The sequence below is a fragment of the Paraglaciecola arctica BSs20135 genome (assembly GCF_000314995.1).
Taxonomy (GTDB): Bacteria; Pseudomonadota; Gammaproteobacteria; order Enterobacterales; family Alteromonadaceae; genus Paraglaciecola; species Paraglaciecola arctica.
Genome location: NZ_BAEO01000027.1, coordinates 324,920 through 338,518, shown reverse-complemented (window position 1 = coordinate 338,518; position 13,599 = coordinate 324,920). Strand labels below are relative to the sequence as shown.

General features: G+C 41.4%; 12 protein-coding genes and 1 other RNA gene. 1 reads left to right on the top strand and 12 read right to left on the bottom strand.

Annotated features, from left to right (window positions below):
• The coding region (locus tag GARC_RS10665) for a transposase (RefSeq protein WP_039989309.1) at positions 1 to 953 on the bottom strand (953 nt) is incomplete at its 3' end.
• Positions 954 to 1,230: 277 nt separating this feature from the next.
• Between GARC_RS10665 and GARC_RS10660 the strand changes: the two genes are divergently transcribed.
• A complete protein-coding gene (locus GARC_RS10660) occupies positions 1,231 to 2,163 on the top strand; it encodes a HEAT repeat domain-containing protein (RefSeq protein ID WP_039989307.1) in 933 nt (310 codons plus the stop codon).
• A gap of 478 nt (positions 2,164 to 2,641) precedes the next feature.
• On the opposite strand, the gene rnpB is transcribed toward GARC_RS10660, so the two are convergent.
• The 11 genes from rnpB to GARC_RS10610 form a co-directional block, all read right to left on the bottom strand.
• Positions 2,642 to 3,024, bottom strand: an RNA gene (gene rnpB / locus GARC_RS25925) — RNase P RNA component class A.
• Between the two features lie 75 nt (positions 3,025 to 3,099).
• Positions 3,100 to 3,987, bottom strand: a complete 888-nt coding sequence (locus tag GARC_RS10655) for a type 2 periplasmic-binding domain-containing protein (protein ID WP_226989109.1) — start codon at positions 3,985 to 3,987, stop codon at positions 3,100 to 3,102.
• A 159-nt stretch (positions 3,988 to 4,146) separates the two neighbouring features.
• Positions 4,147 to 4,569 (bottom strand): hypothetical protein, encoded by a 423-nt coding sequence (locus tag GARC_RS10650; RefSeq protein WP_007619739.1) that lies wholly within the window; start codon positions 4,567 to 4,569, stop codon positions 4,147 to 4,149.
• Positions 4,570 to 4,581: 12 nt separating this feature from the next.
• Positions 4,582 to 5,625 carry an AgmX/PglI C-terminal domain-containing protein gene (locus tag GARC_RS10645; protein WP_007619731.1) on the bottom strand — a complete coding sequence of 348 codons (1,044 nt, stop codon included), beginning with the start codon at positions 5,623 to 5,625 and terminating at the stop codon, positions 4,582 to 4,584.
• Positions 5,622 to 6,188, bottom strand: coding sequence for an ExbD/TolR family protein (locus tag GARC_RS10640; protein WP_007619729.1), 567 nt, complete (start codon positions 6,186 to 6,188; stop codon positions 5,622 to 5,624). The genes GARC_RS10645 and GARC_RS10640 overlap by 4 nt, the downstream gene beginning before the upstream one ends.
• Positions 6,185 to 6,733, bottom strand: a complete 549-nt coding sequence (locus GARC_RS10635; protein WP_007619728.1) for an ExbD/TolR family protein — start codon at positions 6,731 to 6,733, stop codon at positions 6,185 to 6,187. The genes GARC_RS10640 and GARC_RS10635 overlap by 4 nt, the downstream gene beginning before the upstream one ends.
• Before the next feature lie 26 nt (positions 6,734 to 6,759).
• Positions 6,760 to 7,431, bottom strand: a complete 672-nt coding sequence (locus GARC_RS10630; RefSeq protein ID WP_007619727.1) for a MotA/TolQ/ExbB proton channel family protein — start codon at positions 7,429 to 7,431, stop codon at positions 6,760 to 6,762.
• A gap of 63 nt (positions 7,432 to 7,494) precedes the next feature.
• The gene (locus GARC_RS10625; RefSeq protein WP_007619724.1) at positions 7,495 to 7,782 is read right to left on the bottom strand and encodes a hypothetical protein; all 288 of its coding nucleotides are present in this window, start codon (positions 7,780 to 7,782) and stop codon (positions 7,495 to 7,497) included.
• A gap of 23 nt (positions 7,783 to 7,805) precedes the next feature.
• Positions 7,806 to 8,507: a tetratricopeptide repeat protein gene (locus GARC_RS10620; RefSeq protein WP_007619722.1), complete on the bottom strand. Its 702-nt coding sequence runs from the start codon at positions 8,505 to 8,507 to the stop codon at positions 7,806 to 7,808.
• Complete coding sequence (locus tag GARC_RS10615; protein WP_007619720.1) at positions 8,494 to 11,553, bottom strand: tetratricopeptide repeat protein; 3,060 nt, start codon at positions 11,551 to 11,553, stop codon at positions 8,494 to 8,496. The genes GARC_RS10620 and GARC_RS10615 overlap by 14 nt, the downstream gene beginning before the upstream one ends.
• On the bottom strand, positions 11,550 to 13,598 hold the full coding sequence (locus GARC_RS10610) for a tetratricopeptide repeat protein (RefSeq protein WP_007619718.1): 2,049 nt from the start codon (positions 13,596 to 13,598) through the stop codon (positions 11,550 to 11,552). Before GARC_RS10610 ends, GARC_RS10615 begins: the two co-directional genes overlap by 4 nt.
• Between the last annotated feature and the right edge of the window lies 1 nt (position 13,599).

The window sequence follows — 13,599 nt, the reverse complement described above, 5'->3', positions numbered from 1 at the left end:
GCTTTACTCATGCCTCGAATGCGTTGGTGGCCTGTGTGTGCTTTAAACTGGTTCATCATCATTTCTGCGCCTGCTGCATAACAAAAGTGTTTTTCAAACTCTGTGGTGAGGGTGAGCCATTGTCCGTCTGATAGGCCTAACCTTTGTAAGATGGGTTGTTGTTGGTCTATATGCCCTGCTTTGTCGTTTCTGATGATTCTGCCTGTTATGTCCACTAACTCACAATAGTCTTTTAGTGAGAAAGCGATGCCTTTTGGCATATCTTGTCTAGGATTGCCGATAAAAGACATCAGTGAAGGTGTTGTGATGGGGTCTTTTATCGATTCTAAACGTTTTTTAATACTGGTGTGCTCTGACGTTTCAGGGGTATCCGCTATCTTGGTTCGAATGGGGTTAAGGTCAACATAGGCCATACAGGACAGTAATGCGGCGTCATCTAATAAAGCTTGTGATTTAAACCGTCCTTCCCAGAATCTACCCGTACATTCATCCTCTTTATTGGCTTCTCGGGCAATATGTTCATTCAGGTTACCCATCAACCAGCTAATATCATGTAAGCGCTTGCGATACTCGATTATGGTGTCATTTAAGGTCAGTTGTTGACTTTGGCTTAACGTGTCACCTCTTACAAACATTTGCGTGAGCAATGTGCCTTTATGTAGGCGGTGCCAGCGTTCAACCACTTCACTATCTGTCCAAGCCATCACTTGCTGCACATCCACATGTAACACCACATGCACGTGATTACTCATCACAGCATAAGCACATATATCAATTGAAAACACAGATGATAAAAACAACAGTCGTTGTTCAACCCACCCCCGACGATGTTCATAACTTTGGCCTGAATAACTATCCACACCGCACAAAAAAGAGCGCCGCACACAACGGGAAACACAATGGTAATAAGGAGTATCCGATAAACAAATTTGACTACTACGTGGCTGGGGCATGACATCAATCCTTTGATTTATTTCCTAATCAAAGCCTAGCTTGTGCTGGTGTTTAGTCAAATTGTTATGGGTGGCTTGGTAAATCTTGATTTATTTCCTAATCAAAGCCTAGCTTGTGCTGGTGTTTAGTCAAATTGTTATGGGTGGCTTGGTAAATCTAAATTGTTATGGGTGGCTTGGTAAATCTCTTTCGCGTACAAATCGATACATTCTCTAACTGGTAACGGTGCAGCGACAAAGGTAGCATGGGGCCATTGTTACATTTATGTTCAGAACCATGTCTAAATCCAGTCACTTTTTTACCTTAGCTCTCGCCTTCGCCGCATTTTTACTGGCGGCTAGCTGTTTTTATTTGCAAGTCAGTCAGGCACCGTTAAATCTAAGCCACAATGCGCTGTCAGCAGAAGAACAGGCTGTTTCCATTGGCATTGCGTCGCTGCCAATCACCAGCGCTGGCAACAGCAAGGAAGTGCACATGCAAAGGTTACAGCAAACTCTAAATGCCCTGAACCAAAGGTTAATCACATTGGAAAACACATTAAGCCAAGCGCCTGTCTCCGAACAAGTCGTCACCCAAATGATCGAGACTTATGTGGCTCAGCGCGAGCAACAATTGGAAGACGAACGCTTAAGCAATAATCCTTTTCAAAGCTTTTATGAAACATTACCTGATGATTACGAGCAAAAGCTTAAAACCGATCCAGACTATGCGGCGAAAATACAACAAGAATTGAAACACAAGGTGTTGGACAACAATCTCAGTGATGAAAAACGTCTAGAAGCCATGACCCAGTTACAAATCACCAGCGGGATCTTGTCAACTTTTTCTCCGGTTGAGACCAGCAATTTACTTTCTGAAGCTATCATGGATATTGCCAACAGCACCAATGATGAAAAAACCCGTATTCGCGCATTGGAAACCATAACCTCAGGGACTGTAGCCAACGCGAAGCTGGCTCCAACCTTTATCAACTTACTCAATAACGACCCCAATCACTATGTGCGCAACCTAGCTGCCAACGGTTTGAGCATGATGATGTTTAGCCGTGAAATAGACAGTAGTCATCGTCAGCAATTGGCCAATCAAATATTACAAACGATGAAAACCACCTCCGACAATGAGCTTAAAACCATATTAGAGCAAAATTTTGGCATTGAGCAAGACATGCAAAACATGTTGAAACACATGCAAGAGCAAGTAAGTGATTAGCATTACTAAGGCAGTCATATTAGCAAGCCTTAAAATTTACTAAACCAAGCAATACCATTCCGCATAAAGAAGTGCCCACTCAGAAATCACCAGCCATTTTTGCACAAGGCGTCACTATGCAGGAATGGCAAGCCCTTTCAAATAGTGAGAAGGAAGTGCAAGAATGGCTGGCGCTTTCCCTTTAGGGCGAGTTTAAAAGGGCTTACTCTGCGTTGCTCGAATTCGCAATAGAATAACTATTACTTCATTCAAGCGCCTTGATTAAGCCCTTTTAAAATCTCGCTGAGAGGTCACTTATTTATGCGGATTGGTATAATAGCGAAGTCTGAATAGACTTAGCCGGCAAAGCCGATACTTTGATTTCCCCTCCGCTCTATGTTCGCCAATTGTCGAGGGAATTTGCAAGAATGTTAATTGAGGGATAAAACTCTTTTAGAGGGTAGTATAAACCCATGAATTTCATGGGTTTATACTAAATAGTTGGAGTTGGCCGATAAGCCGGGTTCTGTGAAGTTTGTTCGAAAACAAACAGCGACAATCATTCATCTAGGCCAGCAATCGCTCACTGGCTCCAGCAACACACCCGATCTCAACGTGGGCCACGCCATACGAGATCCTATTTGGTCTTGCTCCGGGTGGAGTTTACCTTGCCGTATACTGTTGCCAGCAACGCGGTGCGCTCTTACCGCACCCTTTCACCCTTACCGGCGCTTACGCGCTTAGGCGGTCTTCTCTCTGCTGCACTTGTCGTCGGCTCGCGCCGCCCAGGCGTTACCTGGCACCCTGCCCTATGGAGCCCGGACTTTCCTCCCTTCAGAAATTCACAAGTGAAAACTGAACGACGATTGTCTGGCCAACTCCGCGGCGGATTTTACGCAGGTTATAGCTTAGATACAATCACAATACCCAAACAAATGGCAGTAGCGAAAATTGTGTTCATTGATAAAGTTGATACCACAAACGTTTGTCAGTTAAGGGAGTCGTTTTTGGTAGAAAAGGATTCGATAGTTTATGTACCACCCTAGAGCTTAGTTTGCCTTTAGACAATGCCTCTTGGTGTGCCGGATAGCTATATAGAAGTTGGTCAAAACTGCCGTCGTCAATAGCTTGATTTAACCCATACTCTAATCTCTGAGCTAAGGCTTTATTGTCTTTTTGTACGAAAAAATACATGGCGGCTGGGTAATAGAGCAAGTGTTTATTCTCAACTACTAGATTTTTAAATCGATATTTTCGCATTTCTGCCCAAGGCTCCAAAATAGACCTAGGAAAATAATCGTAATGCCCCTTACTCAGACCTTTGTACAAACTATTGTACCAATCTGATGTTTCCACTTTGAAACCATTTGCCCGAAGGATTTCTGTATCTGCCCAATCTAATCCTTGCAGAGCAACCATATTTTTGATTTGCGTGGTGCTTAATATATGAGTTAGTTCTTGTTGTTTTGTTTCTTGGATCACCATAATTCGATAACCAATAAGACCCTTCAAAATCGGGATCATTATGGGTAACAACTCTTGCTCCCTTTGTTCTGATGTCATGGCCCAAATAACATCAAGTTCACCTTTATTAAGACTAATCAGTTTACGTTGATACACCATAGAGGTACCAAAAGATTCTAACGTAGCGGGGCCAAACTTAGGTTGTGCTTTTTTAATGGCTAATTGTAGCAAAGCTACATAATAGGTTTTTTGTTGATCACGATCGGACCTTGAACTTACATGTTTGATAACTTCTAAAGCGGCATGACTAGTAGTAATGGTCAGTAATATAACCAATACAAAACATAGCTTTGCATACATATTTTTTACGACAACACTCACAGAAAACAACGGGCTAAGTACTGAAACGAAGGTTGCATTGCCATTCCTGAGTAAAGTAAATAAATTGTTAACAACAATATATTCCTAGTTATCCATTAGTACAAGGATCACAATACAGGTCTAAACTGCATTTATTTGCTCGTTTAAAAACATATGACTTTATTTCAGACTATAACCTTCAGTTTTAAGCCAGACTTTGGCTTGTTCGTCAGTTTCCAAAAAACGTCTTTGAAACTGAATTCGTGAAGGTTCGAATTCGCAGGGGTTTTGTTTTGAATGGTTGTTAAACAACTCCAGCTTAACACTCTTGGTATTATTGTTGACTATCGCTTCTCTTTTAAGACTATTACCCCTGCATTCTGCAGCCAATTCCACCATCAGTAATTCACAATCGGGAGTGCACAATCCCCACTGTTGAACATTGCTAATAAGAGCCCATGATTTGCCTTTCAGGGGCTCAATGGTTTGATTGATAGTGTGTTTATAGGCTTTGGCTGTTTCGGCATTCCAGGCTCCATATATATAGGCGATTAAAATATTACCCTGGCGTGTCACAACAAATTCGCCATGTTCATTAAACATATTTGACTTCCCTCAGAAGGGCAAAAAATTAAAAGAATAGTCTAGTAGGGTTTGTGTCACAGATTGTTCACCAAAATTAATGAGGCGTATTCTACTGAGTAATTTTTTCTCTACGTCTGGAGCTCCTAATTCACTGAAAACCAATGTTACTTTGGACACTGAACCATTAGGCTCTATCTGTAGATTAACGGTTAACTTGCCCTGTAAACTCGGGTCAGAGCGTAACGCTTTCCGATAAATAGCATAAATCGCACCTTTGTTGGCGTCCAATACTTTACGAATAGACTCAGTTTCGCGACTACCTAATACTGCACCTTCAGTTACAATTTGTTTTGCAGCCAATGATGCGAGACCTTCATTGGGGGCTACATATTCAGTGTTTTTACGTTCTGCTAGTTCTCCCTTTGAGCCGATATTAGTGGTCAAATTACTGGTGTCTACCCCACCGCTACTAGCCGCTACTTTTTTACCGATAAACTTACGCTGGGTTTGATTGCTTGCCCCAGCACCTTTGATGGTATCGGTATCCGCTAAATTATTCAGGCTGGCATTGTCTCGCATACTGGCTAAATCATCTTGAAAGGCTAACAAACCTGATTGTTTGGCTTTGATTTTAGCTTGTTCGGTAAGTTCTGCTTGTGTGGGCACTTTGACCTTTACCGGCTTAGGAGGCACTTTCTTGACATCTTTTGCTGGTACTTTTTTAGGTTCTACTGCTTTAGGAGGAACAGGTTTTGGCTTTTCGACCTTAGGCTTGGCAGGCAAAGGTTTGGGTACAGGCACTGGAATAGGTTTAGGTGGTTCGACTTTTCTAGGTGTCATTAAACGCGTCAATTGGGCGGGTACTTTTTCTTTTTCTGCACGAGCACGTTCTGGTAACTCTTGCCATTTCACTACTGCGGCAAAGGCCAAAGTGATAAACAAAACAACAACAGTAATAGTCCTAAAACGTTTGTTCTCTAGCTCACTTGATGACCATGGCAAGACTGTAACAAATGCATTCGGCTCTGACATATGACTATTAGTAGCAGTGTGAACATTAATGCTACTGGTCATTGATCTTCTCCTTGAGCAGTAGCAGCATCATTCACTTGGTTTTCTTTTTGTTGCCCCGAAGGTTCTTGCCCGGCAACTGCCAAAGAAATATTGGTAAACCCAGCTTGGGCGCATGTTTGCATAATACGTTTGAGCAAAGTATAGGGAATATTCTTATCACCCATAATGGTAATCGCTCTTTCGATATCGTTGCCATCAGCATCTTTTTCGCCATTGTTACTTGCACGATTAACTTGATATGCCAGTTCAGTTACAAGTTCTGGTATCAGGTCGTCGCTTTGACTCAAGATAGTTTGCACGCTAGCCAACTTTTGGCCTTGAAGAATTAAGTCAGTATTGTTGACCATCAATATCAAGGTTTCTTGCGCCGCTTGTTGCGCGGTCGATTCAGGTAACTCAACACTTTTGCTGTTTTGTAACACTTGCACTTCTGAGGCATTAACCATCAAAAAAAACACCAAAATAGTAAAAATATCCATTAATGAAACTAAGCTGAGTTTGGAGTCTTGGGCCATACGTTTATGGTGGCGCTGCATACGCATAGCTCTTGCTGATTGTTTCATTTTTCACTCCCAGAAGACTCATTTGATACGGCAGGGGCATCACCTAAGGAAATTTCAGGGAAAAGTTCAGCATCCACCACTGAAGCAATCAATACATCTTGGTATGAGCGAGTGGTATCCATTAAGGCCACAATCACTTGATATGGAATGTTTTCTTCTAATAACAAAGTGGCGGCTTTTTTATCGATATTTTTGTTGATCAAAGTCTGTTTTATTTGTCTAAGCACCAATTGCAAGGCGGCATAGTCATAACCTTGGTCGCTAACTGCAATATCTTTTACAAGATACCCTTGAGGGTAATAAACGGCAATATTGTCTGCCCTGACCACCAGCTCCAAACGCTGATCTTTCTCATCAATATTTTGTTCATTTGCTTCACCAAGCTGCGGCAAAGCAAGTTCCAAAACAGTGATCCGCGAGAACACCATCATCATCAAAAGCACAGGCACTAGTACTATCATCAAATTCATAAAAGAGGTGATGTCCAACTCAGCATCTTTTTTGATTTTTCGACTACTACGACCGAATTTTGCTCTACCCGCCATATCGTATTCCTATATTTGGGCTTAACTTATCTATTGTCGTCTGTAGAACGAGACTGGGTATTCAAATCATTTCGTGCAATGAGAGCGTTTAAACACTTCACCCCAGCCATTTCCATGCTGTCAATAATTTCGGTGGTTTTGGTTTGTAACACAGAGTGAAAAACCAGAAGGGGAATGGCGGCAATCAAACCAAAAGCGGTAGTATTCATGGCTACCGAAATGCTCTGGGATAACAAACTAGCCTTTTCAGAAGGGTCAGCCGTGGCTACCGCAGAAAACGCTGCAATCAATCCTATGATTGTGCCCAACAAGCCTAATAAAGTTGAGATATTTGCTAGCGTAGCTAAATATGCAGTACGCTTTTCCAATCGAGGCGTAGTTTCCATCAAACCTTCTTCCATGGCATATTCGATATCTTCACGCCTTTGACTATGATCTAAACGTGTTAAACCTGCACCTATAATGCGGCTAATCGGGGCATTATCAGTATTGGCGAAACTTAACACTCCGGGGTAATCATGTTTGTTAAGTAGCGGCTCCATTTGTTTAAAGGCTTTTTTATTGACACTTTTAGAAAAGCTTAAGAAGAAATAACGTTCGATTGCTATTGCCAGACCTATTGCTAAAACAACGGCAATAGGGAACATAAACGCACCGCCCTCTTGAAAAAACCGTACTACTACTTCAAAAAAATTCATCACTCACTCCTACTTTGTAATCTGTTCACTATATCTTTTCATTCCGCTCCTATAGGTATTTGCCTAAGGTTTGGGGTATGTTTTTAAAATTTGAATTTGTAGCTTTAATTCGTCCCGCTGTAACGGCACAAACTTTTTATTAATACGTTCAACAATAGGGCTAGGCAAAGCTTGTTTTGTTTTAGGTGACTGCCACGGCACTATAGTCATCACTTTGGGCTGCTCTTGATTACCTCGAATAGTTTCTTGCAACTTAATAACGTTCTGCTCTTGAGCATTAAGCATATTGCTCATTAAAGATAGTGCTAAGGTGAAAACCAAGCCCCATAAAAAGTCATGAATTTTAGTCATAACTTCGATCCATTTTGATGCGTTTATTCTGCATTTTTAATTTGCCTCTGTAGATCAATGATCCAACCTTTTAATTGCCGAGAGTCATCATTAGACAAAGCTTGATAAAGCTCATACTCAGCCAATGCTAAAGATTTTTTACCCATATATAAGTCGTATAATATGCCTCGATTAAGATAGGCAGGTGCAAATGCAGGCCAACTTTTTAAGGCTAATTCATAGTGACTTAGGGATTGCTGAAATTGCCCTTGTTGACGCAACACTAAGGCTAATTCATTCTGAGCTAAGTAATTTAGCGGGTTGGCAGCAATGGCCTTATTAAGATATTCCAGCATATCTTCACGCTTTTGTTCGATGTCGTCGGTGTTTTGTTGCTTGCTTACCAAGGCAAGTTGCAACCATATTCCTGAAAGCTCTGGGTGTTCTTCAGCTAAGGTCACAAGTATCTCTTTGGCTTGAGCCAACTTACCTTGCTGTTTTAACGCTAAAGCTCCTTGAAATTGATTTCGCGTCTGACTAGATAAAGTAGACTTACGATTACCCGCTTGCTCTAAATATAAATTAGGCATTGCTTGTAAGTCCGCCACCTCAATTTGCAGAGGTGTTAACGACTCTAGGGAGACTTCTGAAACGCTTGGTCCTGTTTCAATATCAGCAATCAAACTACTACAACTGTTCAATAAAGCTATGCACATCACACTGAAGACTACATTAGTAAATTTCATCAGTGATCTCCCCACTTCTTTCTTTTTTGTTATACCTGCCGGGCAGCAGTTTTTCTAAGGCGCTGAAACTTTTTTCAATCCAAGCATCATAACTACCTTGCCAACTTCGTTTGGCATTGGTTTCGTGAATAGCGATGGCTTTTTCTTCAAAAGGAAAAGCCTGCTCTTCAAGCAGCAAATCATATTGCTCAAGCTCTAGGGCATTAAGATTTTTAGGTTTACTGGATGTCATCAAATCTTTGGCAAGCTGATGATAAATATCGGCGATACTAAAGTTAGCTGAGGTAGTGAACTCTTCAACCTTATAATCCAAGGTTTTATTGTAAGCATCTAGCGCAGCGTTTAACGCTGCCTTTTTCTTAGCTAGGCTGGCTTTTAATGGTTGGGTTAGTTTGATTTTTTTGTACGCAAACAATTTGTCATCAGCAAACACATTGGACGCCATTGCAGCTAGATAACGAGTACGATCGTCGCGTTCAATATCTGGTGACTTTTGTGCTTGTTTGTCTGCTTGAATTAATTTATTCAACCAAAATCGACGTTTACTGTGCTCATTAGTTTCAAGGTAAAATTCACTCATAATATAGCGAGCTTGGTTAGCTTCAGCAAAAGGCATGGCATAACTATGGGCATAAGTTCGATAAGCATCCAATGCCTGTTGTCTGTTACCAATTTTGTGTAAATACTGAGCCGCTACATACAAGGCTTGTCTGCCCTCTTCAGATTCAGGATTGGCTTGATGTAACACTAACAACTCATCAGCCGCTTGTTGCCAGTTTTCATTCTGCTGATAGGCCAAAATCAATTGTTCTTGGATACTTTCAGTCAGCTTATTTTTTGGAAAACGTCGTCTAAAGTCTGTAAATAAATCTATACCTTGTTGCCATTCTTGCATTTGTAATAAATAGGTTGCAGCATCATATTGTGCGTTTACGCGGATCCCAGACTCAGGGGTTTTAGCCAACACCCTTAAAAAATCATTAATGGCTAAGGGTAAATAGTTGAGACTAACATTCTGCTCCCCTTGCTTGTATATACTCGCAGCTAGTCGATCCCGTATATCAAGGCGGCGAGGATCATTATCTGGCAACAATTGTATAACTTGCTCATAAGTACTTTCCCCAGCTGCATATTGTTGCAATGCAAATTGACTGTGTCCTATCACTAAATAACTGGCTAAACGTTTTTCAGATTGCACTTTAGGTTGCCAGTCCAACAATTGTTGTGCACTGACAATAGCAAGCTCATAACGTTTTAAAGTAAATAACTGTTGCATGCTGCTATATAGAATGTCACTTGCTCTAGGATCATCGGCAAAGGTATTCACAAAATTGTCTTGCGCAACAAGCTGCTTGTCTAGCCAACTAGCTTGTTGGTTATTATCTTGCTGTGGCAAAGAGTCCGAAGCGGCCAACTGAATTTTCTGGTAAGCCAAAATAGCAGAGTATGCTGCTTCTGCCGCTTTGGGATGGGCAGCACTTAGATGTGTATTAGGCTGAAGGTGCTCATAAGCGTAATCTTCAAATGCTTTGATAGACTCAGAAAATTGTTGTGATTCAAATAAAGCCTCGCCCAAACGGTAAGTTAATTCAGGCGTTTGCTCATCATTGGGGAAGGTCAGAATAAACTGCTGATACCACTTTGAGGCTAACAATAAAGCTTGGGTAGCTTGTTCTTTTAACTCTAAAGATGTGGCGCGATTTTTATCCGTATCCTTAACATTGGTTTTTCGACTTGCGCTGGCTAACATCTGCCCGCGGCTATGTTCATATTGTGCAAGCTCTTGTAAATATTCGTTTATATAAGGGGCAACTTGTTCTTGCCAAACAATGGGCCAATTAGGCCAATACGCTCCAGTAATACCATAACGCGTCACAAAACGTTGTTTGGCGGGTAACACTAAAGTTGGGAATTGCCCCAAGATGTATGAGTCAATTTGTTTGACCGCAAAAATAGGCGCCTGAAAATGGTCGGCATGGATCTCAGTAAAGGCTTGATAGGCTTTAGCACTATCGCGATACCTATCTTGATTCAGGTAATGTTGCGCCAATGCGTCGTACAGCACATATTCATAGTGCCTATTTTCAACCAGCGTAAAATGCGCTGCGATGCTCTGAGCCGCATTGGCTTCTTGGCTATTTTGATAGGAAAGCTGAGCGTCCTGATAAGAAAACAACAAACTCATAATACGGATCGTATCATTAACCAAACGTTTTTCACCCAGGGGTAAACCCTCAATTTGAGCTTGACTGTCTACCTGAGACAACATCCCCTGGGCGATAATTTCATTAGGTAATTTATGATCAAGCAAGGTAGTAAAGGCTTTTAATGCTTCACCTTGTTGGTCATTTTTAAAATAACTCCAGCCCAACATATAAGCAGCTGTGCCGTAATAAGGATTTTGTTCCCCTTGCTCTAATACCTTGCTATAGGCACTAATAGCCAATGGATAATTAGTACGATTAAACTCTACTTCCCCAACCCTAAAGTGGGTTTCAGCTAAGTAGGCATTGTCAGGGAATTGCTGCAATAACTGCTGTAAGGTATCAAAACTATCTTGTATTTGACCTTGCTGTTCATAAGCCTTAGCCAGTTGGTATAACACCTCTAAATTGTTGGGGTTTTGTGGATGATCCAGCAACAATTGTTGGTATTGAACTATGGCCAAATCAAATAATTTTTGTGGCTTTTGGCCGGTTTGTGTAGCACTGCTTGTAACTGAGTCTATAGGCAGTCCGTTTTCCTGTCTTTGCTCAGCTAATGAGACTTCTAGATCGGCTAACCTATACTGCACTATTTGTTTAGTTTGGGGATCAGCAACTACTTCAAGCAATGCCTTATAGGCATCTCGCATAGTTTTTGTTTCGGGCTGATCTAGCGGTGTATGATCAAGTGGTAATGGCTCAAAATATACCTCACCTAGAGTTTGTTTGCTTATAGATGGTGTTTGAGCAGTTTGTGAGCCATTTTCACCAGAAAACGATCCACAACCAGACAACGGCAACATCATAGCCACAAAAACCAACAGGCAATGACCCAATCTCATAGCTGAACTCCATCGTTTGCAGATGTATCATCTAATTTTGTTGAACTGTCATTGTCTTTTTTCAAGGCTTGATCACTCAACCTGACCATGGCTAATTGCGCCTGCAAAATATAGTCATTGACCTTTTGTTTGTGGGCTTGGATAAATTGCTTAAAGATGGCAGACAACTGACTAATAAGTGCATCTTGAAGACCATTATTTTTGATGATATCAACGTTAATACGCTGTGCTAACGTACTGACTCTAAGTCTTTGTTCAGCAAAATCAGGGTTAACTGCCAGTAGCTTATGTAGTTGCTGCTGACGCTGTTGTGTTTTGGTTATTTCAGCGTCGAGTTGATTTAATGCTTTTTGCGCTTGCCATTGATTAGCAGAATAAGCTTCACTCGCTTGCCAAATTAGTCTGCCCGCCACTCTTTTTATCCGTCGCTGATAACTCTCTGCCAAAGATGGTTGAGCGAGTTGTTTTTTAAGCTTAGAAATAGTCTCTAAACGTTTTTCTGAACGTTTTATTCTGTCTAACCATTGCTGACTTTGCAGGCTCATTAAAACTTGCCCATCTTGCTGACGTATGGCGCTATCAACGACTAGAGCAAGTGCCTCGCGCTGGGTTTGTAATGCTGGTAATTGTTCCAAAGTACGATTTTGTAAAATGTGTTTAGCGCGCTTGAGCCGTTCAGCTTGCCTTTCATCCAACATCAAATGGTATTGCTGCATACGTTGTTGCCAATTTTGCAATTGCTGTTGTATGTCACGACTTTGCGCTAAGGCTGATAACCCGGCCCTAAACTCAGTGCTGACTGTCACACTATTGAATAACTGGGTGCTATTAAATTGCTGACCTTTATGGTGAAGCGACAGGCTAGCATCATCTTCAACCTTAGGGGTGTACTTTGTATTTGGCAGTAAGTCTAAAATAAACTGGTGATGATTTACCTGTTGTTCTGCTTGATTAAGGTCAGATAAAGCCTGCTCAAAACGATCAACACCCAGTTGCAACAGTTGTAGCGATTGCCTTGGTGCAAAGGCTTTTTCATAGGCATAAGCGCTGGCCAGATAAGCCTCTAAGGTATATTCAGTATTTTGTGGCATTTGCATCAAACGTTGCCAAATGGCCAAAGCAGTTTGTAATTCATCCTTTTTTGCCGCAGCCCAGCCGTAGCCTAATAACGCCGCTTCTGCGTCTAAGCCGCCGCTGCGAATTTTTTCAAATACTCTAAACGCTTGATGAGGCTCATCGTTTTGCAGCAAGGTATAACCTAGAGTTAGGTTGGCCCGATCACGAATAGCATCACGTTCAGCTTCAATATTTTGTTCATCGTTGGCACTAAATATTGGATCACCCCACCCCATCCAGCGGCGCACAAAACTATTGTCATTTTTTGCTAAAGTAGATAAACGACTAATGGCTTGCTGGTTTTCCCCTTTTTGCAATAAGGCTAACGCTTGATTGTATTGCACATAATGGCGATAAATTGAATTATCTGATAACTGCTCTAACCATTGGATGTCATTTCCGTCTGCTTCCTGCCCCAATAAAAACCCATGAAGCTGCGATTGCATATAAAGCCAGTTGTCGCGGGTAGACGTCTCAAAATATTCATCCGCATCGTCTTGTGTAATTTGCTGAAACGCTTGAGCTGCATCTGAAAACTGGCGTTTTTGATAATAGGTTTTACCTAGCAATAACCAAGCATAAGCAGTGACTTGTGGTTCAGTATTGTTTTTTAATAAACGTAGAAAAATATCCGCAGCTTGGTTATCTAATCCATAGGCTAAACTCATCCCACCTTTAAGTAACTCCGGCTCCACTTGATGAGCACTCAAAAAATCGGGGATCTGAGTTAAACCATTGGGAAATTTTTGCTCTAAAATCGCCATTTGGGTTAAGGCTAAGGCAAAATTTCCCTGGTAATATTCATATAAAACTTGTTGGTAAGCTTTTTCGAGCGCAACAGAATTAGGTTCATTTACCTGTTGGGCGCTAGCCTTGGCGCTAACCAGCAAAACCAAACATAAACCTAATGCGCTACACCACTTCAACATA